Origin of the sequence: Pseudomonas sp. TWI628 (genome assembly GCF_039673865.1) — a bacterium.
Classification (GTDB): Bacteria; Pseudomonadota; Gammaproteobacteria; order Pseudomonadales; family Pseudomonadaceae; genus Aquipseudomonas.
Map to the genome: position 1 here is coordinate 38,746 of NZ_JBDJMM010000018.1, position 26,374 is coordinate 65,119.

Consider the following 26,374-nt stretch of genomic DNA (forward strand, 5'->3'; position numbering starts at 1 on the left):
GCCCTCAACAATGCGCTTATCGAGCAATTGATGCGATAATCGCAGCCAGCATGCGTTAATCGCATTAATGGCCACTTTCCAAGAGCCGAGTTCATGTCCCCATCCGAGATCCACCCCCGCGACCTGATTGCCGGCCTGCAGAAAGGCCTGGCGCTGATGCAGCTGTTCAGTGCCGAGCAACCACGCCTGAGCGTGCCCCAGGCGGCCAGGCTGTCCGGCCTGACCCCCAGTGCCGCACGGCGCTTTCTGCTGACGTTGGTGCATGAAGGCTTTGCCGAAACCGACAACCGCCATTACTGGTTGACGCCCAAGGCCCTGCGTATCGGCCAGGCCTATGTCGACTCGGCGCAGTTGCCGCGCATGTTGCGGCCGATCGTCGAGCAGGTGGCACGGCAGACCCAGGAACACGTGTCGGTGGGCAGCCGTGATGGTGATGAGATCATCCACCTGGTGCGCAGCCGCTACAGCCACATTGCTTCGTTGTCGATCCGCCCCGGGTCACGGGTGCCGATGTATTGCACGGCCAGTGGCCGGGTCTGGCTGGCGTGGCTGGAGCCGGAGCAGCGCGAGGCATACTTCGCACGCAATCCGCTGCATGCGCTTACGCCCTACACCCAGACCGACCGGGCATTGCTGGAGGCGCAGTTGCAGCAGGTGAGGGCGCAGGGCTACAGCATCGTCGATCAGGAATACGAAATCGGCATGCGCGTGCTGGGCGTGCCGCTGCTCGACCGCAGCGGCCAGCTGAAGGCGACCCTGACGATCACCACCCATGCTTCGCGGTTGAGCGTTGACGAGATACGCCTGCGCTACCTGGCGACGCTGTATGAGGCGCAGGCACTGCTCAAACCGGTGCTCGATTGAGCTCCGGCCAGCTGGCGGCGCGGATTCCGCCCAATGCAGCCCGGTATTGCATGGCCCGATCTGATTCGCTTGCAGGGCGCATCCGTTGCTGGGCATGATCAAGCTCCCAGACATAGGAATAGGAATGCCAACATGCCTGCTTATCTTGCCGCGCAGAACGAATTGCTCGTAGGGGATGGCCTGGTAGTCGAGGCGCCGGCCGGGGAAGGGCCCTTCGTCGTGGTGTTCGAGGACGATGAGGAAACGGGATATTTCTACGCCCTGGACAGCTCAGGCGGCGGCAACCCGATCCAGAATGCGCTGCACATCTACGACGTGGAGAGCGTCACGGACCGGGACAAACCGTCGATGGTCAAGATTGCCTGGTCCGAGGACCACCGCAAGGCGCTGCTGCTGATCAACGACTACCCCCATGCGGTCTTCGACTTTGAAGCCAAGCAGGGGCATTGCCGTACCGGGTTCCCATTGCCGATGGACAACGGCTGGTCGCACGCGGGCCATGAATGGGATGACAGCGCACTGCGGCATTTTGCCTGAAGGCCATTCAGGCTTGACCAGCCAAGGCTCGATGGATGGCCTTGATCTGTTCAGTGCCAAGTAGCCAAAGACCGTCAAAAAGCCGAAAAGTTTCGCAGAAAAAACAGCAACTTAGAGAATTTTTACAACCCGTGCTACTCGTCGGATTTCCGTTGTAAGCCTCCGTGCAGAGCCTCAGGATCGCCTCGGCATTCCCTTGAGGCTTTCATGAATGAAGTACTCCTCGATTCTGTTGTTGTCACTTGGCCTGCTGAGCGGCGTTGCATCGGCAGGCGGTAATACCGAAGCAGGCATAGGCGGCGCATTGGGCGGGGTATTGGGCTCGGTGGTCGGCCAGTCGATCGGTGGCAGCACCGGCTCGGCAATCGGCGCAGGCTTGGGTGGCGCGGCCGGCGGTGCGGTGGGTGCCAACAAGCACAGCCGTGGCGAAGCTGCCATTGGCGGCGCACTGGGCGCCGCCGGCGGCAACGTGGTAGGTCGGCAGATGGGCGGCACCACGGGCAGCATGATTGGTGCGGCTGCCGGTGGCGGCGTGGGCGGTGCCCTGGGTAACCACATGGGCCGCGAATACGACGATGAAAGTGGTCACCGCGGCGGTGGTCGCGGCTATGACGATGATGACGACGACCGTGGCTGGCGCCGTCACCACCACGACCGTGGCCACCACTATGGCTGGCGCAAACACCACCGGGACTGGCGCGACGACGATTGATCGGCGCCAAGGCTGGCGCGCCTATCAAGGCGCGCCGAACAGCATCGTCCAATACACGCCCTCATCGCTGCGCGCATTCGCGACATAGGCCGCGCCAACCTGGGTGAACATCGGGTTCATCAGGTTGGCGCAATGCCCGGGGCTGGCCAGCCAGCCGGCCATCGCCTTGCTCGGGGACCCTTGGCCGGCGGCAATATTCTCACCTACCTGACGCCCCCGGTAGCCGGCATCCCACGCCCGGTCTGCGGGCCAGTCACCGTTGGGATCACGGTGCGCGAAGTAATTGCCGTTGGCCATCGCCCGGCTATGGCGCTGCGCCGCCGTTCCCAGGGCGGTGTTCCAGGTGAGCGGCCGCGCAGCGGCGAAACGCTGGCGACCACACAATCGCGGTTTCGCTCGTGCTGCGTTGACCTCGGCCAGTAACGCTTTGCTTGCAGAGCGCTGATCGCCCAGCTGAGCGTCGAGCACGGGACGCGCCAGCACCACCTGCCACTCGCTGCGGGCGCGACTGACGCCGATATCGGCAAACTGGTTATCGAGCAAGGCAGCGCAGTAGCTGCTGCGCAACCTGTCAAAAGCCTCCTCGGCATCCTGTGCACCGATTACACGGATGCTGCGCACCCTTACTGCCTGATAGCCGGCGGCCTTCAAACCTTCGCGCAAAGCGCCGCCGTAGCCGACCGGCAACGCCAGGTTCGACTTCAACGCCAGCGGCGTCGAGACCAACACCCGGCGCCCTTCGCAGCGCTGTGGCTGGGCGCGGTAGTCGTTGATGGCCGCCACCAGTTGGCGTTCCCCGCTGGCATGGGCGGGGCTGATGAACAGCGGGAAGCAATGAGCGAGGCACAGCGAGACAAACGACGAGCAGCGGGCAGCTTGGCGCATGGGGCGGACAGCTCTGCAGGGATGATGGCGGGAGTGCCGAACAAAGGGCCCGGGTATGACTGCGCGCCTCAATACAGGTTCACCAGCAGAGGTGACAAATCTGTCGCCAGGGGCCGCGATCCGGCCCCGTTCTACCCAGCACGGATTCTCGACATTTCCCCCGCATAGGGCTCAAGCCCGCAAAGGGCAGGGGGCTTGAGCCCAGCGAGGGTCAGATCAAGCCTTCGGTTTGCAGGGTTTTCTGCACGGCAGGGCGGCTGGCCACGCGTTTCTGGAACGCCGCCACGGTCGGCCAGGGTGATAGGTCAATGCCCAGCATTGGCGCCCAGTTCACGATGGTAAACAGGTAGGCATCGGCCACGCTGAAGTGCTGGCCGGTCAGGAAGTCCTTGCCCTGCAATGCCTTGTCCACGAAGCCCAGGCGTTTGCCGAAGGTATCGATGGTCTTGCTCTTGGCCTCTGGGCTGATGCTTGGGTTGAACAAGGCGGCGAGGGTCTTGTGCACCTCGGTGCCAATGAAATTCAGCCATTCCTGTACCCGCACGCGTTCCAGCGAGCCCACAGCGGGCAGCAGGTTGGCCTGGGGTTTCTGGTCGGCGAGGTATTGGACGATGGCCGGGCCTTCGGTGAGGACTTCGCCGTTATCCAGTTGCAGGGCAGGAACATAGCCCTTGGCATTGATCGTGTAGAAATCCGCGTCGCTGGCAGTCGTGTGGTGCTTGAGGTCGACTTTTTCGGCGGTGTAGGTCAGGCCCAACTCGTTGAGTACGATATGCGGCGAGAGTGAGCAGGCACCTGGCGAATAAAAGAGCTTCATTTTCGTCTCCCATTTGCGTGGGTCAGCCGTGCGAAGGCTGGCGAGGTGAGGCGCTGTGCAGCGCTCTGGTTATGACACCAAAGCGGGAATTCACGCAAGACGCCAAGGGAGCATCGTCGACGCGAGCCCCTGTTTTTCAGCACACTCGAAGAATAATCGTTGCTTTTGGACAAGCCTCGATTAATGTAGAGAAAAGTACATTTTTCGTTGAGTATTCTACATGACCTTGTGGTCGCTATTGATCCTTGGGTTGCCGACGGCCAACGCCACCGAGCGAATGCGTGCCTGGAGGACGCTTAAAGCCTCGGGTGCAGCTGTCCTGCGGGATGGCGTATACCTGCTGCCGGAAAGACGCGCGGGCCGAGAAACCTTCGAAGCCGTGGAGCGAGATGTGCTGGCCATCAACGGCACCGCGTTTCTGTTATCGCTGTCTGAACGTGAAGAGCGCTTCAGCGGGCTGTTCGACAGAAGCGATGAGTACGCCAGGCTGATGGACGAAATTGCACATAACCGGGCTGTTTTGACGCCGGACAACGCGCTTCAGATAGCACGGCAGGCACGCAAGCTCAGAAAGGCTTTCGGCCAGTTGGCGGCGATCGATTTCTTCCCAGGCCTGATCAAGGCTCAAGCCGACTCGGCACTGCAAGAGCTTGAGACTGCTATTAGCCGGGCACTGTCCGCCGATGAGCCGCGTGCGCACGACGAAGCTATTACTCGACTGGAGCGCACCGACTACCAGGGGCGACGGTGGGCAACCCGAAAACGTCCCTGGGTGGATCGGTTGGCCTGTGCCTGGCTGATCCGTCGCTTCATCGATGCCGACGCCCAATTCATTTGGTTGGACAGCCCCAGCGACTGCCCGAGCGATGCACTGGGCTTCGATTTTGATGGGGCCCGGTTCAGCCACGTTGGCCAGCGGGTTTCCTTGGAGACCCTCATCGACAGCTTTGCCGTGCAGCAGCCAGGCCTGGCACGCCTGGCTGGCATCATTCACTACCTGGATGTGGGGGGTAACCAACCTTCCGAAGCTCCAGGTATCGAGCGTGTCCTCGCCGGCTTGAGAGAGCGCATTGGCGATGACGATCAACTGACCATGGTCGCCGCGGGCATCTTCGATGGCCTGCTGACGGCTTTTGCAAGTGAGGAAGCCCAAAATGGTTGATACCACCTCCGTAGTGAGTGAGCAGCCGCCATCGCAAGCGACTCGGCAGCCGATCGGCCTCTATGAAGCCTTCCTGTTCTGGCTCAAGTTAGGCTTCATCAGCTTTGGCGGGCCCGCCGGGCAGATCTCGATCATGCACCAGGAGCTGGTCGAGCGTCGGCGCTGGATCAGCGAGAAGCGTTTCCTGCACGCGCTGAACTACTGCATGTTGTTGCCCGGCCCCGAGGCTCAGCAGCTCGCCACGTATATCGGCTGGCTCATGCACCGCAGCTGGGGCGGGGTGATTGCCGGCGCATTGTTCGTGCTGCCTTCGCTGTTCATCCTGATCGCGTTGTCCTGGGTCTATGTCGCCTTTGGCGAGGTACCGGTCGTCGCCGGGATCTTCTATGGCATCAAGCCGGCGGTCACGGCCATTGTCGTCCACGCCGCCCACCGGATTGGTTCACGCGCCTTGAAGAATGGCTGGCTGTGGGCCATGGCCGGAGCCTCGTTCGTGGCCATCTTCGCCCTCAACGTGCCGTTCCCACTGATCGTACTGATGGCCGCCATCATCGGCTATGTGGGTGGTCGCTTGGCGCCAGGCAAGTTTGTGGTCGGCGGCGGTCATGGGGCCGTGAAGGACAGCTTTGGCCCGGCGCTGATCGATGACGACACCCCACCCCCTGAGCATGCCCGTTTCAGCTGGGGGCATCTGCTACGCCTGCTGCTGATCGGTGCAGGGCTGTGGGTACTGCCCATGGGGTTGCTGACGCTGTCGTTTGGCTGGGGCGGCACCCTGACGCAGATGGGCTGGTTCTTCACCAAGGCCGCACTGATGACCTTTGGCGGTGCCTACGCGGTGCTGCCCTATGTCTACCAGGGTGCTGTCGGGCACTACGGCTGGCTCTCACCCACCCAGATGATTGATGGCCTTGCGTTAGGGGAAACCACGCCAGGCCCGCTGATCATGGTGGTTGCCTTCGTCGGCTTCATCGGTGGCTACGTCAATCCGATGTTCGGTGCCGAGCACCCGTTCCTGGCCGGCGCAGTCGCGGCAAGCCTGGTCACGTGGTTCACCTTCCTGCCGTCGTTCATCTTCATCCTTGCCGGAGGCCCGGTGGTGGAGTCGACTCACAACGAGATGAAATTCACCGCCCCGCTGACAGGCATCACCGCCGCTGTGGTGGGGGTGATCCTCAACCTCGCCTTGTTCTTCGGCTACCACGTGCTTTGGCCAACGGGATTCAGTGGGGCGTTTGACTGGCCTTCTGCAGTGATCGCGGTTAGCGCTGCGATTGCGCTGTTCCGCTTCAAGCGAGGGGTGATTCAGGTGCTGTTCGCCTGCGCACTGGCAGGCCTGGCCGTTCACCTGTTGCGTGCATGAAACCAGAGGCTGAGCCGAGCACGCTTTGTCGGTGACCGGCGTGCCTTCGGCCCAGGCTGCCGGTTTCAGCCGATCTGCACACCGTTGCGGCCTGCGTCCTTGGCCCGGTACAGCGCCCGGTCGGCGCGCGCGAGCAGGGCCTGTTCGCTCTCCAGTTCACTACCCGTCGTGCAGGCGATGCCGATGCTCACGGTCACTCGGGAGAAAGGGCTGAGCGGGTGGATGATGGGCTCCTTGCTCAGGCTCTCGAGCATTGCCTGGGCGACAATGGCCGCGCCGGCGCTGTCGGTGCCGGGCAGGATCGCGGCCAGCTCCTCGCCGCCATAACGGGCCAGCAGATCGGGGGGGCGACGGATGCAGGCCGATAGCCGCTTGGCCACCAGGTGCAGGCAGGCGTCACCGGCCGGGTGGCCATAGGTGTCGTTGTAGCGTTTGAAGTGGTCGATATCGATCATCAGCAAGCTCAGGGCGCCGGCGTTGCGCCGGGCCCTTCCAGCCTCCCGGGCCAGGGCCTGGTCGAAACTGCGGCGGTTGGCCAGCCCGGTCAGTGCATCGTGCATCGCCAGGCGTTCGAGCTGCTGGTTGCTGTCGAGCAGCTGTTGCTGGGCCACCCGCAGGTCACCCTCGGCCAGGCTGCGCCGGCGCATGGCGCGGATCAGCAGCCAGCCGATGGTGCCGGTCAGGCCCAGCAGTGCGCAAACCACCAGCAACGACAGCTGCGCCTCGAGCTGCCAGGCAGCCAGTGCTTCACCCTTGCCCAAGGCGACGGTGGTTACCAACGGCAGGTGGTCGCTCTTGCGAAACGCATACAGGCGCTCGACGCCGTCCAGGCTGGAGGTGAACGAGGCGGTGCCGACCGACTTGTCGACCAGGTACTTGGTGTAGATCGGCGACTGGGAGAAGTTGCGCCCCATGTCCTGCTCGCGAAACGGGTAGCGCACCAGCATTGAGCCGTCGGTGTAGGACAGCCCGATGGCGCCATCCCGGCCGACGTCAATCTGACCGAACAGGTGCAGGAAATTCTCGACCCCCAGCGTCACCGCCACCACGCCGGCGAATTCGCCTTTGGCATCGTTGAAGCGACGACTGATGGTAATCACCCATTCCTGGTTGGAGCGGCTGCGGATGGGCAGGCCAATGAACGACTCACGCGAAGGGTCGTCGCGGTGATGGATGAAGTAGGCCCGGTCGCTGCTGTTGGCACCGGCCGGGATGGGGCGATTGGAGGACATCAGCCAGCGCCCGTCCCGGGCGTAGATGGTAATGCCGCTCAACTGTGGCATCAGCGGCTGTTGCCGGCTGATCAGCTGGCTCAGCCGTTCGATCTGTGCCGGCCCGCTGCCTTCGTTTTCCAGGCGTTCCACCAGGCCGAGCAGGATCATCGAACTTTGCCGCACGATGCCTTCGGAATAGGTGGAAAGCGCCTGGGTGAGGTTCAGGCCATGGGTGTTGATATCTTCCAGTGCGCGTTCACGAGAAGCCATGACCTTCCATAGCGTCAACGAAGCGAGTGAGCAACCAATGACTGATAGCAAAAGGACAACGAGATGAATGTCACGCTTCACGTTAGTACCTGAGAAGTCCGGATTTCGACGCTGGCGATCATTGGCTGAAGGCCATGGCACTTAGCCATTCCTGGCATAGAGCTAGAATACATTGGAGTCGAATCGAACCGCAGCAGTTATACAAGGTACTTGTGCATCTCGATGGCCTAACGGTTGCCTGTGAACGGCGGGTTACAAGCCAGGCAGGCGCTCACCCTTCAGCCAGCCTGCGCCGCCAGGTTGTTACTGACACTGCGCCCCAGCACCAGCACCGTGACAAACCCGCAGCCCACCAGTGCCGTGGCCAGGCTCAACAGCACCGAGCTGCCCATCTGGTCGACGATACGCCCGCCGAAGAACGAACCCAGGGCGATGATCACCTGGAACATGGCCACGAACAGCGGCATGCCGCGCTCGACATCCTTGGGCGCCACGACGAACATCCAGATGCTGGCGCAGGCCGGGAACGCGCCGAAGGCGAAGCCCCAGAGCGCAATCAGCATCGCTGCGCCGGTCAGGCCGGTGGCGAAGTAGGGGAACAGCGCCGTACTGACGCCAATCATCACCGCCACCAGCATCAGCGTGTGGCGCACGCTCTGGTTGGCGGCGTAGCCAGCGAACAGGTTACCGATCACCCCGGCCACGCCATAGAGCAGCAGCAGGGAGCCGATGGTCGACCCATCGAAGCCGGAACTTTGCTTGAAGAACGGCGCGACATAGGTGTACGCGGCAAAGTGCGCGAGGCCGATCAGCAGCACGGCGATCAGGCCAACCCGGGCTTGCGGGTTGATGAACAGCGCTGGCAGGTCACTGACGCGGATGGCCTTGTCCGGGTTGAGCCGCGGCAGCAGGAACAGTTGTGCCAGCAGTACCGGCACGCCGACCAGTGCAGTGGCCAGGAAGGTCATGCGCCAGCCCATCAGGCCGCTCAGCCAGGTGCCCACGGGCACGCCCAGCACGGTGGCCAGGGTCACACCGGCCATGATGATCGAGGTGGCCCTGGCCACGCTCACGCCCTTGGGCGCCAGGCGGCCGCTGAGGGCAATGGCGGTGGCCCAGAAGCCACCGATGCTGATGCCCAGCAGTACACGACCGAACAGCAGCAGGCTGAAGTCGCTGGCGTAGGCCACCACCGCGTTGGCGATGATCATGATCAGCGTCAGGCCGATCAGCAGGTAGCGCCGGTCCATGGCGCCAATGCCCACCGACAGCAGCGGCGCGGCGAGGGCCGCCATGATGCCGGGCAGGGTCACCATCAGCCCGGCGTGGCCGGCGCTGATGCCCAGGTCGCTGGCCACATCGTTGAGCACGCCCACCGGCAGAAACTCGCTGGTGACCAGGGCGAAGGCGCCCACGGCGACCGAGAGAATCGCCAGCCACTGTTGCTTGACGCTTTGTTGATCATGTTGGGGGCGGCCGTGAGAGGCCTGACTGACGCTTGGCATGTTGCTGATTCCAAGGTGAGGTCGCCTGTTGCAGACGAGGGGAAGAGGGAAAACGGAAAGGGATTGTAGGAAATAACGCCGGCGTGTCGACAGGCGAGACACTCGATAGTATTCATCAACATGATTGATGGAACGCTCAGGCCAGGGCACCCGCCGCGGCCGGCTAAAGAAAAGGCAATGAAACGGTAAAGGCCTTCTATGCTGATCTCGACGACCTGATTGCGCATGAGAGCACCGTGAACTGGACTTCCCTTATTCCCGCAACCTGCATTTCAGTTTTCGCATCGCTGGCCGGTTCAGCCTACGCTGAAACGCCGCAAGCCTTCCTTCAGCCACCGTTATACGAGTTGCGCGCCACGCCTACGGGGCCCCAATGCGTGCAGCTGGAAGCCGGCCTGCCGGCGTCTGTCTGGAACCCGCCAGGTGACTACGGCCGCGAAACCTCGATGCAGTTCGAGGAAGGCAAGGTGCTGGTGCTTGGCGCCGAACACAAACCCTCTGGCGAGCACGTCGCCCACCGCTATTACAAGCAACCCGCGCTGTGCCAGCGGGACTTGCAGCGCAAGCCTGAAACCACTTCGCTGACCAAGACCGCGGGGGGCGATGGCCTGACCTATGTGCAACGGCTGCAGCGGGATTTCGCGGCGCGGTTGCATTTCAGCGATGCGCAGGCACAGCGCACGGTGCAGAGCATCAATATCGATTGCCGGTCCATGGACGGTCGCTACCTGCCATTGCATAACGCCCTGCTGGCACGCCTGGACAAGGAGAATGAATCCAACGCCTGGGTCGAGACCCGCGTTGCCAGCGCGGGCAAGGGCATCAAAGTCTATGACAGTGTTCATCTGCGCAATGGCGAGGTGCGTGAGCCGCAGCTGGTGTTCGAGGTCGACGCGTGGGGCGCGGTCACCCGCCACGGCGTGCGCAGCGACGCGCTGGAGAACGCTTGCTATGGCACCTACGGGCCCATCTGGCAATTCTGACACCTGATTAACTTGGCTTGGAGAAGCTGGCCTATGAAACTGTTGCCCGACCATTTTCCGTGCTGTGCCTTTGCGCTTCTCATCGCCACCAGCATCACCGCCCATGCCGCCCAGGTGCCATTGGCCAGTGATGCGCTGAGCGAGCGCTTCGAAACCCATGTGCTCGCCGTCGACCCGGCCAAGCACCAGGTCACCCTGGAGGGGGTGGACAAGCGGCCGGTCGTTCTGCAGCTCACCGACCAGGCGAAGGCCGCGCGCAACCTGAAAGTCGGTGACAAGATCGACATGCGCATCACCCGCTCGATCGACTACGTGCTGGACACCAGCGTCGAAGGTGCGCCGAGTGTCAGCAACGATGCCTGGGTCAACCGTGCCGACCCGGCCAGCATGCCGGGCGGGGAGTTGTACCGGACCGTCAAGGTGACTTCCCGAATCACCCACATCGACGGGCCGAACCACCAGGTGACTGTGCTCAAGCCTGACGGGCAGGAGCAGGTCATTACCGTGCAGAACCCTGAGGTGCAGGCATACATTCCGCACCTGCAGGTGGGGCAGACCGTTGATGCCGTGCATACCGAAGTGCTCAAGGTCGAGACGTCTCGCTGAACGCCACCGTGGCACGGTGATGCCTCTGCGGGAGCGAGTCCATCGATTACATTTTTTGCAACGTGGTCATGCCTGTGAGGCCATGGTTGTCAGACGGTTTACAAGGCTCAAGTCATGACCAAGGCAGGCAACCATGGCCTGTCAGGTTCGGCGCGTTGCAACAAATGTGGGAGTGGATAAATCCTACAAGGATTGCACCAGCCTTCCGATACGGAGCAAGAAGTTGCCCTGACAGCGCGTGGCTATTCCAGCGCCTCCGCCACCCCCTGATCCTCACCCAAAAACCCCCCGCTCTGGTGCTGCCACAGCCGTGCATAGGTACCGTTCTTCGCCAGCAATTCACTGTGCGTACCTTGCTCGATGATGCGCCCTTCATCCATGACGATCAGCCGGTCCATGGCGGCGATGGTGGACAGCCGGTGGGCGATGGCGATCACGGTCTTGCCTTGCATCATCTCGTCGAGGCTTTCCTGGATGGCGACTTCGACCTCCGAGTCCAGCGCGCTGGTGGCCTCGTCCAGCAGCAGGATCGGGGCGTTCTTGAGCATCACCCGGGCGATGGCGATCCGTTGCCGTTGGCCGCCTGAAAGCTTGATACCGCGCTCACCGACCAGGGTGTCGTAACCGCTGTGGCCGTCGCGGTCGCTGAGCTGGCGGATGAAGCCATCGGCCTGGGCGTTGGCGGCGGCGCGCTGGATCTGCGCCTCGGTGGCGTCCGGGCGGCCGTAGGCGATGTTGTCGCGGATCGAGCGGTGCAGCAGCGAGGTGTCCTGGGTGACCATGCCGATGGCGCTGCGCAGGCTGTCCTGGGTGACGTGGGCGATGTTCTGCCCGTCAATGCGGATCTCGCCGCTGTCCACGTCATAGAAGCGCAGCAGCAGGTTGATCAACGTCGACTTGCCCGCGCCCGAGCGGCCCACCAGGCCGACCTTTTCGCCGGCGCGGATGTTCAGGCTCAGGCCATCGAGCACCTGGCGCTCGCCGTTGTAGTTGAAGCGCACGTTGTCGAAGGTCACCGCGCCGCCACGGGTTTCCAGCACGCCGGCATTGGGCACGTCCTGCACCTTGGGCCCGCGGGTGAGGGTGGCCATGCCGTCCTGCACGGTGCCGATGTTTTCGAACAGCGAGGTCATCTGCCACATGATCCAGTGCGACATGCCGTTGATGCGCAGGGCCATGGCGGTGATCGCGGCCACCGCGCCGGTGCCGACCTGGCCTTGGTGCCACAGCCACAGGGCATAGCCGCCGGCGCCGAAAATAAGCCCGACCACCAGCGTCTGGTTGACGATCTCGAACTGGCTGACCAGGCGCATCTGGCGAAAGCCGGTCTGCTTGAAGTCTTCCATTGCCGCCCGGGCGAAGTGCGCCTCGCGCTTGGAGTGGGAAAACAGCTTCACGGTGGTGATGTTGGTATAGGCGTCGGACACCCGCCCGGTCATCGACGAGCGTGCATTGGCCTGTTCCTGGCCGACCTTGCCCAGGCGCGGCACGAAATACAGCATGGCCAGGCCGAACAGCAGCAGCCAGGCAATGAACGGCAGCATCAGCTTGGCGGCAAACCCCCCAGCCAGGGCGATGATGGCAATGAAGTACACGCCGATGCCCGGCACGATCTCGATCACCGTGAACAGCACTTCACGCACTGCCAGCGCGGTCTGCATCACCTTGGTGGTGACCCGGCCGGAAAACTCGTCGGAAAAAAACGACAGGCTCTGGCGCAGCATCAGCCGGTGGAAGTCCCAGCGCAGGCGCAGTGGCAGGTTGATTGCCAGCACCTGGTGTTGCATCAGTGTACGCAAGGCCACCAGCGCGATGCTGGCGATCAGCAGCAGGCCGACGCCCCACAACACGCGGTTTTCTTCCGGACTCACGCCGCCGCCGGCCTGCCAGTTGGAGAGCAGGTCCACCACCTGGCCGAGGAAGGAAAACAGCCAGGCCTCGTAGATCGACACCCCGGCACTGAACAGCGCCAGCGCCAGGATGTAGCCGCGGGCGCCGCGGGTGCAGGCCCACAGGGAACGCAGCAGGCCGACCGGGGGGGGCGGCACCTCGTCGGGCGGGAAGGGGTCGAGCCAGCGTTCAAAGGCACGAAACATGAGGGTCTCCGGGATTTATTCGTTTGCAACAACCATACAGCACATTTGCCTGGCGGGAGATTTGCAGCGCCTGTGAGACCGAGCGCTGAACCTCCCAAGGCGAACCCCTGGTTTTTTTACGCTCTTTTTACGACTGGCCTGATTGCCTACAGAGATACTGACCGCGCGATGCTCAAGGATGGCATGCACTTCTACCCGCCAGTCCAGAGAAGCCCTTTCGTGAGCCAGCCCGCCGTCGCAGCAAACCCACCCCATTCCAGCAAGCCCGCTGCCATCGGCATGCTCGTCGCCGCAGTCGGCGTGGTCTATGGCGACATCGGCACCAGCCCGCTGTACACCCTCAAAGAAGTCTTCGCCGGGCACTACGGCGTGCAGGCCAACACCGCCGGGGTGCTCGGTGTGCTGTCACTGGTGTTCTGGTCGCTGCTATGGGTGGTATCGCTCAAGTACGTGCTGTTCATCCTGCGCGCCGACAACCAGGGCGAGGGCGGCATCATGGCCCTGACCGCGCTGGCGCACCGCGCGGCGGCGCCTTACAAGCGGCTGAGCAGGGTACTGGTGCTGCTCGGCCTGTTCGGCGCTGCGCTGTTCTACGGCGACAGCATGATTACCCCGGCAGTTTCGGTGTTATCGGCCGTGGAGGGGTTGCAGTTGGCCTTCGACGGCATCGAGCATTGGGTCGTACCGCTGGCGGTGCTGCTGCTGGTAGCGCTGTTCCTGATCCAGAAGCACGGCACCGCGCGCATCGGCATTCTGTTCGGGCCGATCATGGTGCTGTGGTTCGTGGTGATCGGTGCGCTGGGCGTGCACGGCATCGTGCAGCGCCCGGAGGTGCTGCAAGCTCTCAACCCGGCCTGGGCGGTGAAGTTCTTCATCTACCACCCCGGCATGGGCGTGGCCATTCTCGGCGCCGTGGTGCTGGCACTGACCGGCGCCGAAGCGCTGTACGCCGACATGGGGCATTTTGGCCGCAAGCCGATTGCCCGTGCCTGGTTCCTGCTGGTGCTGCCGGGGCTGGTGCTGAACTACTTCGGCCAGGGTGCATTGATCCTCGGCAACCCAGAGGCCGTGCGCAACCCGTTCTACCTGCTGGCGCCGGACTGGGCCCTGCTGCCGATGGTCGGGCTGGCCACGCTGGCGACCATCATCGCCTCCCAGGCGGTGATTTCCGGGGCGTTCTCGCTGACGCGCCAGGCCATCCAGCTGGGCTATGTGCCGCGCATGTTCATCCAGCACACCTCCAGCGAGGAGCAGGGGCAGATCTACGTCGGCATGGTCAACTGGGCGCTGATGGTCGGCGTGGTGCTGCTGGTGGTCGGCTTCGAGTCGTCCGGGGCACTGGCGGCGGCCTATGGCGTGGCGGTGACCGGCACCATGCTGATCACCACGCTGCTGGCTTCGGCGGTGGTGCTGTTGCTGTGGAAGGCCCCGCGCTGGCTGGCAGTGCCTATGCTGCTGGCCTTCCTGCTGGTGGACAGCCTGTACTTTGCTGCCAACGCGCCGAAAATCCTCCAGGGCGGCGCGTTCCCGGTGATTGCCGGGGTGGCGCTGTTCGTGCTGATGACCACCTGGAAGCGCGGGCGCACGATCATCGTCGAGCGGCTGGACGAAAGCGCGTTGCCGCTGGAACTGTTCATCGCCAGCCTGCAGGCGCAACCGCCATACCGGGTGAATGGCACGGCCGTGTTTCTGTCCGCGCGGCCCGAAGCCGTGCCCCACGCGCTGCTGCACAACTTGCTGCACAACCAGGTGCTGCATGAGCAGGTGGTGCTGCTGACCGTGGTGTTCGAGGACGAGCCGCGGGTCAATGCCGGCAAGCGCTTTGAAGTCGAGGCCTTCGGCAACGGCTTCTACCGGGTGAGCCTGCACTTCGGCTTCATGGAAGAGCCCAACGTGCCGCTGGCCCTGAGCCGTTGCCCCTATGCGGACCTCGAGTTCGGCCCGATGCGCACCACCTACTTCCTCAGCCGCGAGACGGTGATCGCCGGCAAGCAGAAGGGCATGGCGCGCTGGCGTGAGCACCTGTTCGCCTTCTTGCTGAAGAACGCCAACAGCAACCTCAAGTACTTCCAGCTGCCACTGAACCGGGTGATCGAACTGGGTACCCAGGTCGAGATGTGAGGCCGCTGCAACCCTGGGCAACGGCCCTGCCGTTCAAACCACCGCTTCGCGGCGATAGGCATACGTCTCGGCAAAGCGTGACAGCATGTAGGCGCTGCACGACACCGCCGGGTACCGGGCCGGGTTGGCCGCGCTGGAGCAGTTGGGCAGGCAGCTGATCTCGGTGTCCGGGTGCGGTTCGGCGAAGAACGGCATCGAGTAGCGGTCCACACCCAGCGGGCTGATCACCCGGTGCGGTGTGGACGTGTAACGGTCGTTGCTCCAGCGCGCCATCATGTCGCCGATGTTGACCACATAGGTGCCTTCGATGGGCGGGGCGTCGATCCATTCGCCGTTCACGTTCTGCACCTGCAGGCCGCCGGCATCGTCCTGGTACAGCAAGGTCACGCAGCCGTAGTCGGTGTGTGCGCCGGCGCCTTGCTGGTCGGCGCTGCTGGCGGTCTGGCGTGGCGGGTAGTGGATCATGCGCAGCACGCTGATCGGCTCGGCAAAGCGTTGGTCGAAAAAGTCCTCTTCGATGCCCAGCGCCTCGGCCATGGCCCGCAGCAGGGTCAGGGACAGGGCGTGCATGTCCTGGTAGTGCTGTTGCAGCAGCGCTTCCCAGCCGGGGATGGCGGGGTGGCGATTGGGGCCGCGCAGTGGTTTTGCCGCGAGCACGTCGGGGTGCTCGGCGCTCATGTGGAAACCCATGTCGAAGGTTTCCTTCAGGTCACTCGGCCGGCTCGGGTCGAGCTGTTCGGTGGCGATGGCGCCGTAACCGCGGTGGTGGGCGCTGCGGGTGATGTCGATGCGCAGCTTTTCCTCGGCCGGGCGGGCGAAGAAGTCTTCGGCGGCGGCTTTCAGTTCGGCAATGCGCGCAGCCGGGATCGGGTGCCCCTTGATGTAGTAGAAGCCCCATTGCCGGCAGGCGGCGTCGATCTGCCGGGCCACCGCCTGGCGGGCGGCGGGGTCGTGCTGGTACAGCGGGGCGATGTCGATGATGGGCAGGGTATTCATCAGGGCTCCGTGAGGTCACTGTAGGACGAACTGTCTTTTCAGGGCTGGCGCGATCCCACAGGGATCGCGCTCAACCAACTGGCACTTACTTGGGCAGCTGTGCAGTGATGCCCTTGACGTAGTAGTTCATCCCCGCCAGTTCGGCATTGCTGGCCACGGCGCCCTCAGGAATCTTCACTGCACCGCTCTGGTCAAGAATCGGCCCGGTGAACGGGTGGAACGAGCCATCCTTGATGCTGGCGATGATCTGCTCGGCGCCACTTTTCACGTCGGCCGGCACCAGGTCGCTGATCGGCAGCTCGACGGTGCCGTCGGCCAGGCCACCCCAGTAGTCCTGCGGCTTCCAGTTGCCGTCGATGACCGCCTGGGTGCTCTTAATGTAATGCGGGCCCCAGTTGTTGACGATCGAGGTCAGCACCGCCTTGGGCCCGAAGTGGGCCATGTCCGAGGCGTAGCCCACCGCGTAGATGCCACGGCGTTCGGCGGTCTGGATCGGCGCCGGGCTGTCGGTGTGCTGGAACAGCACGTCGACACCCTGGTCGATCAGGGCGTTGGCCGCATCGGCTTCCTTGCCCGGGTCGAACCAGGAGTTGACCCACACCACCTTGATCTCGGTGCCGGGGTTGTACTTGTCCAGCGCCAGCTGGATGGCGTTGATGTCACGCAGCACCTCCGGGATCGGGAAGGAGGCGACGTAGCCGACCTTCTTGCTCTTGGTCATCTTCGCGGCGAGGTAACCGCCGACGTAGCGGCCTTCATAGGAGGTTGCCAGGTAGGTGCCGAGGTTCTTGTCCTGCTTGTAGCCGGTGGCGTGTTCGAAGGTGACCTTGGGGAACTGCTTGGCGACCTTGGCAGTCGGGTTCATGTAGCCGAACGAGGTGGCAAACACCAGGTCGTAGCCGCCCTTGGCCATGTTGCGGATGACCCGCTCGGCGTCGGCGCCTTCCGGCACGTTCTCGACGAAACGGGTGTCGACCTTGTCGCCGAACTGCTTGATCAGCGCCTGGCGGCCCTGTTCGTGCTGGTAGGTCCAGCCGTGGTCGCCGATCGGGCCGATGTAGACGAAGCCCACTTTCAGCGGGTCGGCGGCGGAGGCGGACAGTGCGGTACCAAGGCCGATCGCGGCGGCCAGGGTGCGCAGCAGCTTGGTGCTTTTCTTCAGATGCATCGAGGGTTCACTCCTGTGGGTCTTGTGTTGTTTTCTTGTTTGCGGTGTGGCGTCAGCGTCCCGCTTTCCAGGGCTGGCCGAGCGAAACCGGTGCATACAGCCGGGTCTTGATTGCATCGCGGGAGAGCACCACCAGCACCAGGATCGTCGCCACATAGGGCAGCATCGCCAGCAGGTTGGCCGGGAAGCTCACGCCGATGCCCTGGGCTACCAGATGCAGGATGCTGGCCAGGCCGAACAGGTAGGCACCGAGCAGCACCCGCTGCACCCGCCAGCTGGCGAACACCACCAGCGCCAGGGCGATCCAGCCGCGGCCGGCGGTCATGTTTTCTGCCCACATCGGGGTGTAGGCCAATGACAGGTAGGCGCCGGCAAGGCCCGCCATGGCGCCGCCGAACAGCACCGCCAGGGTGCGCACGCGCAGCACCGGCAGGCCCATGGCGCTGGCCGCGTCGGGGTTTTCGCCGACGGCCTGGAGGATCAGGCCGGTACGGCTTTTCAGCAGCACCCAGGCAACCAGGGCGAACAGGGCGAAGGACAGGTACACCAGCACGTCCTGGTTGAACAGCATGTGGCCGATGATCGGCAGGTCGGCCAGCAGCGGAATCGCCAGCGGTTCGAAGCCGCTCAGCGGCTTGCCGACCCAGGCGCTGCCAACGAACGCCGACAGGCCGACGCCGAAGATGGTCAGGGCCAGGCCGGTCGCCACCTGGTTGGCCTGGCAGCCCAGGGCGACCACGGCGAACAGCGAGGCCAGCAGCATGCCGGCCAGGCACGCCATCAGCACGCCAAGCCACAGGCTGCCGGTGGCGAAGGCGGCGATGAAGCCCACCACCGCGCCGAACAGCATCATGCCTTCCTGGCCGAGGTTGAGCACGCCGCTCTTCTCGCACACCAGTTCGCCCAGGGCCACCAGCAGCAGCGGGGTGCCGCAACGCACCATGGCGTAGAGAATGTTGCCAAGCAGATCGAGATCCATAGTCGAAGCCTCAGGTCAGGGGAGGTCAGGCACTGGCCGTTTCGGCCACCGGCGTACGCCGCCGCCAGTTCAGCGTCAGCCGCGGCCGGTAGAGGATCAGCACGTCGCAGGCAAGCAGGTAGAACAGCATCATTCCCTGGAACAGCCCGGTCAGCGCCTGCGGCAGGTTGAGGGTCATTTGCGCGTTCTCGCCGCCCAGGTAGAGCAGGGCCATCAGCAGGCCGGCAACCAGGATGCCGAGCGGGTTGAGCCGGCCAAGAAAGGCCACGGTGATCGCCGCATAGCCGTAGCCCGGCGACACCTGCGGCACCAGTTGGCCGATTGGCCCGCTGACTTCACTCACCCCGGCCAGGCCCGCCAGGCCGCCGCTGATCAGCAACGCCAGCCACACCAGGCGCTTTTCGCGAAAGCCGACAAAGCCGGCGGCGCGCTGGTCGAGGCCGAGCACTTTGATCTGGAAGCCCAGGAAGCTCTTGTGCAGCAGCACCCACACCGCCACCAGCGCCAGCAGCACGAAGTACAGGCCGACATGCAGGCGGCCATCCTCGAACAGCGCTGGCAGGCGGCTGGCATCGCCGAACATCGCCGACTGCGGGAAGCTGAAGCCTTCGGGGTCCTTGAGCGGGCCGTGCACGCAATACAGCAGCAGGTTCAAGGCGATGTAGTTGAGCATGATGGTGGTGAGGATCTCGTTGGCATTGAAGTGCGTGCGCAGCCACGCCGCCAATGCGCCCCACAGTGCGCCAGCGAGGGTGCCGGCCAGCAGCACCCAGAGCAGGGCCCAGCGGCTTTCCCAGTCGATGATGTGGATCGCCACGGCACTGCCGGCCAGGGCGCCGATCAGCAGCTGGCCTTCGGCGCCGATGTTCCAGATGCGCGCCTGATAAGCCACCGCCAGGCCCAGGGCGCAGAGCAAAATCGGCAGGGCCTTGAGCAGTAGCTCGCTGAGGCCGTAGAGGTCGCTGACCGGTTCGATCAGCAAGGTGTGCAGGGTCAGCAGCGGGTCATGCCCCAGGGCGCTGAACAGGACCGCCCCGCTGACCAGGGTCAGCAGGCCGGCGAGCAGCGGTGACAGCACCAGCATGGCGCGCGACTGCTGGGTACGGGGTTCGAGGGATAGCAACATGGCGGGTTCTCGTCAGGTGGCGGCGTGCGCGGTATCGAACTGGCCGGCCATCCAGCTGCCGACCTCCACGCTGTGGGTGTCGGCGGTGGCCTTGAGCGGCGACAGGCGCCCACTGCACAGGGCGCCGATGCGGTCGCTGATCTGCAACAGCTCATCGAGGTCTTCGGAAATCACCAGGATCGCCGCGCCGGCATCGCGCAGGGCGATCAGTGCGCGGTGGATCGCTGCGGCGGCGCCGACATCGACGCCCCAGGTCGGGTGGGCGGCGACCAGCAGCCTGGGGTTCTGCAGGATTTCGCGGCCAAGGATGAATTTCTGCAGGTTGCCGCCAGACAGGCTGCGCGCCGTGGCTTGCGCATCCGGCGTCTTCACCGCGAAGCGCTGGATGATCTGCTCGGCCAGCGCCTGCACCTTGCCCGAGCGGATCAGGCCACGTTCGACCAGGCCCTGCTGGAAGGCGGTGAGCAGGGCGTTGTCGGCCAGGCTCATGTCCGGCACGGCGCCGTGGCCCAGGCGCTCGGCCGGGACGAATGCCAGGCCCAGGGCGCGGCGGGCATCCGGGTGCAGGTTGGCGATGGGCTGGTTGTCGAGGCTGATGCGTTCGCGCTCGCGGGTGGGCAGGCGCGTTTCGCCACTGAGCAGGGCCAGCAACTCGTCCTGGCCGTTGCCGGCAACCCCGGCGATGCCGACGATTTCGCCGCTGCGCACCTCCAGGCGCAGGTGCTCGAAGGAGGTGCCGAACGGGTCCTGGTTGCGCCAGCTGAGGTCGTCCACCCGCAACCGTGGCAGGCCACCGGCGCGCTTCGGGTAGCTGGCTTCGAGCCCTTCGGCATCGCCGACCATCAGCCGCGCCAGTTGCAGGTCGCTGCAGTCGGCCGGTACGCAGGCGCCGGAAACCCGGCCGGCACGCAGCACGGTGGCGCTGTGGCAAAGGGCACGCACTTCGTTGAGCTTGTGGCTGATGAACAGGATGCTGCAGCCTTCGCTGGCCAGCGTACGCAGGGTAACGAACAGTTGCTCGACTTCCTGGGGCGTCAGCACCGAGGTCGGTTCATCGAGGATCAGCAGTTTGATGTCCTGCATCAGGCAGCGCACGATCTCCACCCGCTGGCGCTCGCCGATCGACAGGCTGTGCACCAGGCGCTCCGGCTCCAGCGCCATGCCATAGCGCTGCGACACCTCGCGGATGCGCGGCGCCAGCTGCTTCGGCGAGCCTGCCTCGCGGCCCAGTGCCAGGGCGATGTTCTGCGCCACGGTCAGGGTCTCGAACAGCGAAAAGTGCTGGAACACCATGCCGACCCCCAGGCTGCGGGCCTGGGCCGGGTCGTCCACTTGCACCTGCCGGCCTTCCCACAACAACTGGCCAGAGTCCGGCCGGGTGACGCCGTAGATGATCTTCATCAGGGTGCTCTTGCCCGCGCCGTTCTCGCCGAGCAGGGCATGGATTTCACCAGCGGCGATGCGCAGGTCGACGCGGTCGTTGGCCAGCGTGCCCGGGTAACGCTTGGTAACTGCACGCAGCTCGAGGCGCAGGTGCATAGGGGTTTCGGACATGGGACTGCTCGGGGTGGTGGGTGTGAGCAGCATGCAAAGCAAAAACATGGCCAAGTGGTCAGATTCCCGTGCGGCGGCCGTTGCCGTCAGGGTTGCGGCCTATCCGGGCAGGGTGCCGGGCGGGTGCAGCGGGAGGCGGGGTGTTTGGTTTTGGGGCGCAGGGGGCGCCAAAGTGGGGCGAAATTCAAGCATTAGCTGCCTTGATGCTTTCACATAATGCGACTAATACTAAAGAGCTGCCAAGAAGAGGGATGGTCATGCAGACGCGCTTTGTTGTGGTGCCCGCGCTACCGCTGGAAAAGGAATACCTACCGAGGTGTGCAGGCTTTCCCAAGGCATTGGGCAAGGGCTACGACCTCTATGACACGCTCGACAAGCTCAGGCTGACGCTGAACTTTCCTACGCGGGCTGAAGCGGATTACGCGTGTGCCTGCCGCAACGGCTTGCTAGGCCCGAGTGATGAAGACGCCTGCGGGGGGCGTTCTGGGTGGTGTGCCGCAGAAACCTGAGGCACCGGGGCAGCTTCGCCACCCCGGTGCAAGCTGCGCAGTATCAACGATCCTTGTCTTTGTTCTGGGTGCCACCCTGGGTGGATTGCCCACCCATGCGTCCGGTGTCAGACGGCGCCTGCTTGCCGCCGGCCTGTCCACCCTGGTGACCGGTGTCCCTGGACTTTTCCCAATCCTTGTCCATCTTGTCGTCAGGTTTTTGCCCGGACTGCTGGCCGCCTTTCTGCGAACCCGGCATATCGCCTTGGCCACCTTTGCGGCCAGCGTCACCTGCGCCGGCCTGGTTGCTGCCGCCCTGGTTTCTATCGTTGTCTTGATTGTTAGCCATGATCGGTTACCTCAAGTCAGACACAGAACGTTCTGTGTTCACGTGTGACTGGCGAAGGTTGCGGCACAACGCAAAAACTTTCGGCTAATCGGACGAGACGCTTTAACAAACCCCGGGCAAACCATTAGTGGATAAAAAACCGCTGGGGCTCAAACGCAGGCGTACACCACCAGCTCCACCAGCATTTCCTCACGGGCCAGGCCGGCTACCACAACCGCTGCACGGTTGGGGTAGGGCGGCTGGAAGTAGTCGCCGTACAGGCGGTTGACCGTGGCCAGGTAGCTGCGGTCGGTGACGTAGATCAGCACCTGGGTCACGGCATCCAGCGAGCTGCCGGCGGCCTCCAGGGTATGGCGCAGGTTATCCAGGGTCTGGCGGGTCTGCGTCTCGATGCCGCCAGCGACCACCTGGCCGTGGGCATCAATGGGGATCTGCGCGGTGTAGAGTGTGCCGTTGCCGACGACCGCCCATTCCAGAGGGGCCTTGGAGGCATAGAGGTCGGTCTTGATCGCCTGTTTCATTGAGTGGGTTCCTGGGTGTGGGTGCAGGTCAGTCGGCATCGCTGCCTGCGCCTGCGCCATGGCGGCGTGAGGCTTCGCTGCTTTCGACGAGGATCTGCTCGGACAATTGCTTGAGCCGCTGCCAGGTGCCTGCGTCGACCGTAAAGCCCTGGTTTGCCGTGTTCGATGCCGTGACACGTGCAGGCGTGGGCAGGGTCTGGCCAGGCCGGGTGAACAGCACCGTGATGCCTTGCTCGAACGCCTGGACGGCTTCGGGCTGGGCGTCACTGCGCAGGGCAGGGCGTTGCTCGCCTGCAGTAAAATCGGCCAGGTGGCGTTGGCGCGCATCTTCCCAGCGGGCCTGCACGTGCACCCCACGCTCGGCGGCCTTGCTCAGGTAGCCCAGCAACAGCAGGCGGTTATGGCAGTGATGGATCTGCAGCAACGCCTGGCCGCGGCGCAGGGCCTTGTCCAGCACCAGTTCCACCGCCGTCGCGGCGCAGCGCAGCACGCTCTGCCCCTGGGCGTCGATCACCAGCAAGGTGTTGTCTTCTTGGTTCAGGGTGAAGGGCTGGTTGGCCTCGCCCTGCAGGTAGTTCAGCGCTGCAGCCAGCGTGCCGATGCCGTCCAGCCCTTGCAGGTGCAGCCAGCCCACCAGTTCGGCCGCGTCCTCGTAGTCGCCAGGGGCAAAGCCCATGCCTTCGAAGGCCTTGCGGCACATTACCTGGATTTCGTTGAGCGATACGCGCATGGTCACAGCTCTCCCTGCGGCATGACCGCGAAGTTCCAGTCGTCTTCGAACGGCTGGCCGATGTCGCTCACCAGTGGCGCGCCCTGGAACAGGGTGATGCGCACCCAGCGGCTTGACTTGGGGTCGAACTTGCCCGCGCCGAAGAACGCCAGCTTGCAGCGTAACAGGTGGATCGGCAGCATGTTGCGGTCCAGCAGGTTGGCGCGGATTTCCCCGTAGGTGCTCTGCGCCATGCCTTGCAGGCGACGCACCGTGCCCTTGAGCGCAGGCGCGGCGATGAGCAGGTGCGCGGTCAGGGCGTGGGGGTGAGCCTGCAGGTGCTCGACCACGGCGCGGTGGCAGCGCTGGATATTGCGGGCGATGCCCAGTTGCATTTCCTTTTCCGCCCCCGGTTCCTCGACGCGCATGCCCAGGCGCGGTTCCTCTTTCTCGGCCGAGCGGTACCAGAAGAAGTGCTCGGCTTCCACGTTGTTGAAGTCGTAGGCCAGGGCCCAGCCATACTGCTGTTCGATGAGCGCGCGCAGCTGCCAGAGCGGCATCTGTGCGTCCAGCTGCCAGCCCTCGCTGACCCCCATCTGCTCAGCCAGTGGCGTGACGTGCTCGGGGTATAGCTCCAGCAGCAGGCTGACCAGCAGCTCCTGGCAGCCCGGCCCGCCGTGTGCTTCGCTCCAGGCCCGCAGGCGCGGCCAGAGGTCGTGGTCAGCGGGCTGGCCGCTTAGCCAGTTGCCCAAGGCGGCGAGCTCGGCAAGGGTTTGCTGGTTCTGCGCGTGCTGGCGCAGGTCTTCGGTCTGGGTCTGGCTGAGGTGCAGGCGGGCACGCGTGAGCAAGCCTTGCAGGCGCGCCAGGCGGGCGGGTTCGGCGGGTTGCGCCAAGGCCAGGGCCAGGGCGGTTTCGCGCAGGCTGATCCAGCGTTCCACCAGTTGCGGGTGGTTGATCAGGAAGGGCGCCATGCCCAGCCCGGTCGCGTTGCCGACCCCCAGGTAGCGTTGCAGTGCCGGGGCCAGCGGCACGGCCCGTTGCGGGTCGAGGGCGCGGGCCATGTGTTCGATCTGCTCGATGCTGAAATGGCGCAGCAGGTAGACCGTGAACATCTGCGCGCTGAAGGGCTGGCTGAAGTCCGGGTTGCCTTGCAGGCAGCTGAAGTCGGCGATACCGAACTTGCCGTTGCCATACACCGCGGTGGTGCGATAGAGGTAACCGACCTCGGCCAACTGGCGCGGGTCGGGCTGCTGCCCCTCGGCCAGCGCCGCCAGGAAACGGTCGAAGTTGCGCAGGCTACGGTTGGCCCGGGACAACACCAGCACGCGGGCGTCGAAGCGGCCAGCTTCCTGCAGCGGCACGTTGCGCTGCAGGTCGGCCAGTTGCGCCGTGTCGACATCGCCGGCCACCAGCACGAAGGCAACGTCCCACTGGTCGGCGATCACCCGGTCGCTGCGTTTTTCCGGCGGCAGGTAGGCCGAGAAGATCACGCAGTGGTAATGCCCGTGCGGCGTGTCGATGCGGTAGATGGCGGTGCCGAAGCCTTGTGCATCGAGGTTGAAGCGGCTGCGCCGGATCTGCCAGTGCTGGTTCATCATCCGCCGCATGCTGCTGCGCACGAAGCTCAGCGGGCTCTGGAAGTGGCTGCCCAGCCGGGCCAGGTCCATGACCTGGCTGGCAGGGCGCAATGCCGGTGTTGCAGGTAGGCTGTTGGACATTGTTGTCATACCTGGATGGATCATGTTCAGACGCCTTGTTCGCGGGCCATGTGCCGGGCAATGCGTACCGCATCCCACAACGCTGGCAGGATCACCAGCGACACCGGCACCGCGGTGATGACAATGAAGGACTGCAGGGCCGTCACGCCGCCTGCGCCGATGGTGATCAGCACCACCGCCGCCAGGCCCATGCCGATGGCCCAGAAACCACACAGCCATTTCTTCGGTTTATCGTTGCTGGACATCGCCAGCGCCACGGTAAAGGCCATGGCATCGCCATTGGTGGCCACCGAGATGAAGCTCAGGAACAGGAACAGCGCACTGATCAGGCCACCCAGCGGCAGGTTCTGTGTCACCCCCAGCAGCAGGTCTTCGGGCTGGGTGCCATGGGCGGTGACGATGCCCGGCGCCTGCAGCTCCAGGCCGATGCCGGTGCCGCCGACCACGGTGAACCAGAACATGGTCACCAGCGGCGCGATGATCGACAGCGTCATGATGATCTCGCGAATGGTGCGGCCCCGCGAGATCCGCGCGACGTACAGCGCCACCATGGGGGCATAGCCAATGAACCAGCCCCAGTAGAACACCGTCCACCAGTCCAGCCACTTGGGGTCGGCGCGGAACATCGTCATCGGGATGAAATGCTCCACATGCAGGGCGAAGGCTGCCGGGAAGCCGCCGAGGATGAACAGGGTCGGGCCGAACACCACCATGAACAGTGCCAGGCCGATCATCAGCCAGACGTTGATCTCGCTGACGAAACGGATGCCCTTGAGCCCCACCAGGCACGACACGGTGTACATCGCCGTGACCAGCACGATGGTCAGCGACTGGGTGACGATATCGTTGGGCAGCCCCCACACTGCATGCAGGGCGCTGCTGATCTGCAGGCCAAGGAAGCCGATCGGGCCGATGGTGCCGGCCACCACGGCGATGATCGAGGTGGCGTCGGCCAAGGTGCCGATCGGGCCTTTCAGCGCTCGTTCGCCAAACAGCGGGTAGAGCAGGGTGCGCGGTGCCAGTGGCAGGCCCTTGTCGTAGTGCAGGTGCATCAGCACGATGGCCAGCAGGCTGCCGAGCACGGCCCAGGCCAGGAAGCCCCAGTGCACGAAGGATTGCGCCAGTGCCGCAGTGGCCGCCGCCTCGCTGTGCGGTTGCAGGCCGGCGAACAAGGGCGGCGGGCTGGCAAAGTGCATCAGCGGTTCGGCCGCGGCCCAGAAGGCGCCGCCGCCTGCCAGCAGGGCGCACATGATCACGGCGATCCAGTTGAAGGTGCTGATGTCCGGGCGCTGGCTCACGCCGCCCAGGCGCACGCGCCCGCAGCGCGAAAAGCCGATGGCCAGGCTGACCGCGAAGGTCGCCAGCATCAGCACCTGCCAGTACAGGCCAAAGGCCTTGGTCGACCAGGCAAACAGGGTGTTGACCAGCGCCGACACGGTGTCGATGTCGATCAGCGCCGCCAACAGGAAGGCGCCGAGGAAGCCGCCGCTGATCAGGAACAGCGGCCAGTCGATGTCCCGCGTCAGCGGCAGGCCCATGGCCTGGCCTTCAGCCTGCAGGGTGGTTGGGTTTTTCATGAAGCCTCCGGAACCTGCGATTGTTGTTATTGTTGATGCTGTCCGTGCAAGGGG

The 26,374-nt window shown here is 64.3% G+C and carries 24 protein-coding genes; 9 read left to right on the forward strand and 15 right to left on the reverse strand.

What is annotated here, in order from left to right; all coding sequences use genetic code 11:
• Nucleotides 1-93: 93 nt before the first annotated feature.
• The 3 genes from ABE528_RS15610 to ABE528_RS15620 all read left to right on the forward strand — a co-directional run bounded on the left by ABE528_RS15610 (nt 94) and on the right by ABE528_RS15620 (nt 2,113).
• Nucleotides 94-864, forward strand: a complete 771-nt coding sequence (locus ABE528_RS15610; protein WP_346653424.1) for an IclR family transcriptional regulator C-terminal domain-containing protein — start codon at nt 94-96, stop codon at nt 862-864.
• Between the two features lie 132 nt (nt 865-996).
• Nucleotides 997-1,401 carry a DUF2251 domain-containing protein gene (locus ABE528_RS15615; protein WP_152956459.1) on the forward strand — a complete coding sequence of 135 codons (405 nt, stop codon included), beginning with the start codon at nt 997-999 and terminating at the stop codon, nt 1,399-1,401.
• Nucleotides 1,402-1,612: 211 nt separating this feature from the next.
• Nucleotides 1,613-2,113, forward strand: a complete 501-nt coding sequence (locus ABE528_RS15620; protein ID WP_152956460.1) for a glycine zipper domain-containing protein — start codon at nt 1,613-1,615, stop codon at nt 2,111-2,113.
• A 24-nt stretch (nt 2,114-2,137) separates the two neighbouring features.
• On the opposite strand, the gene ABE528_RS15625 is transcribed toward ABE528_RS15620, so the two are convergent.
• Together ABE528_RS15625 and gstA are read right to left on the reverse strand one after the other, a co-directional pair.
• Nucleotides 2,138-2,998 carry a CAP domain-containing protein gene (locus ABE528_RS15625; protein WP_346653425.1) on the reverse strand — a complete coding sequence of 287 codons (861 nt, stop codon included), beginning with the start codon at nt 2,996-2,998 and terminating at the stop codon, nt 2,138-2,140.
• 211 nt (nt 2,999-3,209) lie between these two features.
• The gene (gene gstA / locus ABE528_RS15630) at nt 3,210-3,815 is read right to left on the reverse strand and encodes a glutathione transferase GstA (RefSeq protein ID WP_346653426.1); all 606 of its coding nucleotides are present in this window, start codon (nt 3,813-3,815) and stop codon (nt 3,210-3,212) included.
• 220 nt (nt 3,816-4,035) lie between these two features.
• On the opposite strand from gstA, the gene ABE528_RS15635 reads away from it, so the two are divergent.
• Nucleotides 4,036-4,977 carry a chromate resistance protein ChrB domain-containing protein gene (locus tag ABE528_RS15635; RefSeq protein WP_346653427.1) on the forward strand — a complete coding sequence of 314 codons (942 nt, stop codon included), beginning with the start codon at nt 4,036-4,038 and terminating at the stop codon, nt 4,975-4,977.
• Complete coding sequence (gene chrA / locus ABE528_RS15640) at nt 4,970-6,340, forward strand: chromate efflux transporter (RefSeq protein ID WP_346653428.1); 1,371 nt, start codon at nt 4,970-4,972, stop codon at nt 6,338-6,340. The genes ABE528_RS15635 and chrA overlap by 8 nt, the downstream gene beginning before the upstream one ends.
• A 65-nt stretch (nt 6,341-6,405) precedes the next feature.
• Here the strand turns inward: chrA and ABE528_RS15645 are convergent, their stop codons facing one another.
• Nucleotides 6,406-7,905, reverse strand: a complete 1,500-nt coding sequence (locus ABE528_RS15645) for a sensor domain-containing diguanylate cyclase (RefSeq protein ID WP_346653429.1) — start codon at nt 7,903-7,905, stop codon at nt 6,406-6,408.
• Between the two features lie 197 nt (nt 7,906-8,102).
• On the reverse strand, nt 8,103-9,329 hold the full coding sequence (locus ABE528_RS15650; RefSeq protein WP_346653430.1) for an MFS transporter: 1,227 nt from the start codon (nt 9,327-9,329) through the stop codon (nt 8,103-8,105).
• Between the two features lie 377 nt (nt 9,330-9,706).
• Between ABE528_RS15650 and ABE528_RS15655 the strand changes: the two genes are divergently transcribed.
• A complete protein-coding gene (locus ABE528_RS15655) occupies nt 9,707-10,312 on the forward strand; it encodes a hypothetical protein (RefSeq protein WP_346653431.1) in 606 nt (201 codons plus the stop codon).
• Between the two features lie 33 nt (nt 10,313-10,345).
• Nucleotides 10,346-10,918, forward strand: a complete 573-nt coding sequence (locus tag ABE528_RS15660; protein WP_346653432.1) for a hypothetical protein — start codon at nt 10,346-10,348, stop codon at nt 10,916-10,918.
• Between the two features lie 242 nt (nt 10,919-11,160).
• Here the strand turns inward: ABE528_RS15660 and ABE528_RS15665 are convergent, their stop codons facing one another.
• Nucleotides 11,161-13,014 carry an ABC transporter ATP-binding protein gene (locus ABE528_RS15665; RefSeq protein ID WP_346653433.1) on the reverse strand — a complete coding sequence of 618 codons (1,854 nt, stop codon included), beginning with the start codon at nt 13,012-13,014 and terminating at the stop codon, nt 11,161-11,163.
• Between the two features lie 279 nt (nt 13,015-13,293).
• Between ABE528_RS15665 and ABE528_RS15670 the strand changes: the two genes are divergently transcribed.
• On the forward strand, nt 13,294-15,135 hold the full coding sequence (locus ABE528_RS15670) for a potassium transporter Kup (protein ID WP_346653487.1): 1,842 nt from the start codon (nt 13,294-13,296) through the stop codon (nt 15,133-15,135).
• A 33-nt stretch (nt 15,136-15,168) separates the two neighbouring features.
• Here ABE528_RS15670 and ABE528_RS15675 read toward each other — a convergent pair whose 3' ends face one another.
• From ABE528_RS15675 to ABE528_RS15695, 5 genes are all read right to left on the reverse strand, one after another.
• A complete protein-coding gene (locus ABE528_RS15675) occupies nt 15,169-16,131 on the reverse strand; it encodes a 2-oxoglutarate and iron-dependent oxygenase domain-containing protein (protein ID WP_152956500.1) in 963 nt (320 codons plus the stop codon).
• A gap of 85 nt (nt 16,132-16,216) precedes the next feature.
• Complete coding sequence (locus tag ABE528_RS15680; RefSeq protein WP_346653434.1) at nt 16,217-17,299, reverse strand: BMP family ABC transporter substrate-binding protein; 1,083 nt, start codon at nt 17,297-17,299, stop codon at nt 16,217-16,219.
• A gap of 52 nt (nt 17,300-17,351) precedes the next feature.
• Entirely contained in the window at nt 17,352-18,278 is a 927-nt protein-coding gene (locus ABE528_RS15685) for an ABC transporter permease (RefSeq protein ID WP_346653435.1), read from the reverse strand.
• Nucleotides 18,279-18,303: 25 nt separating this feature from the next.
• Nucleotides 18,304-19,404: an ABC transporter permease gene (locus ABE528_RS15690; protein WP_346653436.1), complete on the reverse strand. Its 1,101-nt coding sequence runs from the start codon at nt 19,402-19,404 to the stop codon at nt 18,304-18,306.
• A gap of 12 nt (nt 19,405-19,416) precedes the next feature.
• Nucleotides 19,417-20,958 carry an ABC transporter ATP-binding protein gene (locus ABE528_RS15695; RefSeq protein ID WP_346653437.1) on the reverse strand — a complete coding sequence of 514 codons (1,542 nt, stop codon included), beginning with the start codon at nt 20,956-20,958 and terminating at the stop codon, nt 19,417-19,419.
• Nucleotides 20,959-21,209: 251 nt separating this feature from the next.
• On the opposite strand from ABE528_RS15695, the gene ABE528_RS15700 reads away from it, so the two are divergent.
• Entirely contained in the window at nt 21,210-21,467 is a 258-nt protein-coding gene (locus ABE528_RS15700; RefSeq protein WP_346653438.1) for a hypothetical protein, read from the forward strand.
• Between the two features lie 43 nt (nt 21,468-21,510).
• Here ABE528_RS15700 and ABE528_RS15705 read toward each other — a convergent pair whose 3' ends face one another.
• From ABE528_RS15705 to ABE528_RS15725, 5 genes are all read right to left on the reverse strand, one after another.
• Nucleotides 21,511-21,795, reverse strand: coding sequence for a hypothetical protein (locus ABE528_RS15705; RefSeq protein WP_346653439.1), 285 nt, complete (start codon nt 21,793-21,795; stop codon nt 21,511-21,513).
• A 149-nt stretch (nt 21,796-21,944) separates the two neighbouring features.
• Nucleotides 21,945-22,316 carry a RidA family protein gene (locus tag ABE528_RS15710; RefSeq protein WP_152956507.1) on the reverse strand — a complete coding sequence of 124 codons (372 nt, stop codon included), beginning with the start codon at nt 22,314-22,316 and terminating at the stop codon, nt 21,945-21,947.
• A 28-nt stretch (nt 22,317-22,344) separates the two neighbouring features.
• Nucleotides 22,345-23,046 (reverse strand): DUF3726 domain-containing protein, encoded by a 702-nt coding sequence (locus ABE528_RS15715; protein WP_346653440.1) that lies wholly within the window; start codon nt 23,044-23,046, stop codon nt 22,345-22,347.
• A gap of 2 nt (nt 23,047-23,048) precedes the next feature.
• On the reverse strand, nt 23,049-24,743 hold the full coding sequence (locus ABE528_RS15720; RefSeq protein ID WP_346653441.1) for a hypothetical protein: 1,695 nt from the start codon (nt 24,741-24,743) through the stop codon (nt 23,049-23,051).
• 26 nt (nt 24,744-24,769) lie between these two features.
• Entirely contained in the window at nt 24,770-26,320 is a 1,551-nt protein-coding gene (locus tag ABE528_RS15725) for a BCCT family transporter (RefSeq protein ID WP_152956510.1), read from the reverse strand.
• Nucleotides 26,321-26,374 lie beyond the last annotated feature (54 nt).

Bases quoted from the DNA above. Each gene is read 5' to 3' on its own strand.
- ABE528_RS15610 (WP_346653424.1), top strand. From the start codon at position 94: ATGTCCCCATCCGAGATCCACCCCCGCGACCTGATTGCCGGCCTGCAG.
- ABE528_RS15615 (WP_152956459.1), top strand. From the start codon at position 997: ATGCCTGCTTATCTTGCCGCGCAGAACGAATTGCTCGTAGGGGATGGC.
- ABE528_RS15620 (WP_152956460.1), top strand. From the start codon at position 1,613: ATGAAGTACTCCTCGATTCTGTTGTTGTCACTTGGCCTGCTGAGCGGC.
- ABE528_RS15625 (WP_346653425.1), bottom strand. From the start codon at position 2,998: ATGCGCCAAGCTGCCCGCTGCTCGTCGTTTGTCTCGCTGTGCCTCGCT.
- gstA (WP_346653426.1), bottom strand. From the start codon at position 3,815: ATGAAGCTCTTTTATTCGCCAGGTGCCTGCTCACTCTCGCCGCATATC.
- ABE528_RS15635 (WP_346653427.1), top strand. From the start codon at position 4,036: ATGACCTTGTGGTCGCTATTGATCCTTGGGTTGCCGACGGCCAACGCC.
- chrA (WP_346653428.1), top strand. From the start codon at position 4,970: ATGGTTGATACCACCTCCGTAGTGAGTGAGCAGCCGCCATCGCAAGCG.
- ABE528_RS15650 (WP_346653430.1), bottom strand. From the start codon at position 9,329: ATGCCAAGCGTCAGTCAGGCCTCTCACGGCCGCCCCCAACATGATCAA.
- ABE528_RS15660 (WP_346653432.1), top strand. From the start codon at position 10,346: ATGAAACTGTTGCCCGACCATTTTCCGTGCTGTGCCTTTGCGCTTCTC.
- ABE528_RS15665 (WP_346653433.1), bottom strand. From the start codon at position 13,014: ATGTTTCGTGCCTTTGAACGCTGGCTCGACCCCTTCCCGCCCGACGAG.
- ABE528_RS15670 (WP_346653487.1), top strand. From the start codon at position 13,294: ATGCTCGTCGCCGCAGTCGGCGTGGTCTATGGCGACATCGGCACCAGC.
- ABE528_RS15675 (WP_152956500.1), bottom strand. From the start codon at position 16,131: ATGAATACCCTGCCCATCATCGACATCGCCCCGCTGTACCAGCACGAC.
- ABE528_RS15680 (WP_346653434.1), bottom strand. From the start codon at position 17,299: ATGCATCTGAAGAAAAGCACCAAGCTGCTGCGCACCCTGGCCGCCGCG.
- ABE528_RS15685 (WP_346653435.1), bottom strand. From the start codon at position 18,278: ATGGATCTCGATCTGCTTGGCAACATTCTCTACGCCATGGTGCGTTGC.
- ABE528_RS15690 (WP_346653436.1), bottom strand. From the start codon at position 19,404: ATGTTGCTATCCCTCGAACCCCGTACCCAGCAGTCGCGCGCCATGCTG.
- ABE528_RS15695 (WP_346653437.1), bottom strand. From the start codon at position 20,958: ATGTCCGAAACCCCTATGCACCTGCGCCTCGAGCTGCGTGCAGTTACC.
- ABE528_RS15700 (WP_346653438.1), top strand. From the start codon at position 21,210: ATGGTCATGCAGACGCGCTTTGTTGTGGTGCCCGCGCTACCGCTGGAA.
- ABE528_RS15705 (WP_346653439.1), bottom strand. From the start codon at position 21,795: ATGGCTAACAATCAAGACAACGATAGAAACCAGGGCGGCAGCAACCAG.
- ABE528_RS15710 (WP_152956507.1), bottom strand. From the start codon at position 22,316: ATGAAACAGGCGATCAAGACCGACCTCTATGCCTCCAAGGCCCCTCTG.
- ABE528_RS15715 (WP_346653440.1), bottom strand. From the start codon at position 23,046: ATGCGCGTATCGCTCAACGAAATCCAGGTAATGTGCCGCAAGGCCTTC.
- ABE528_RS15720 (WP_346653441.1), bottom strand. From the start codon at position 24,743: ATGTCCAACAGCCTACCTGCAACACCGGCATTGCGCCCTGCCAGCCAG.
- ABE528_RS15725 (WP_152956510.1), bottom strand. From the start codon at position 26,320: ATGAAAAACCCAACCACCCTGCAGGCTGAAGGCCAGGCCATGGGCCTG.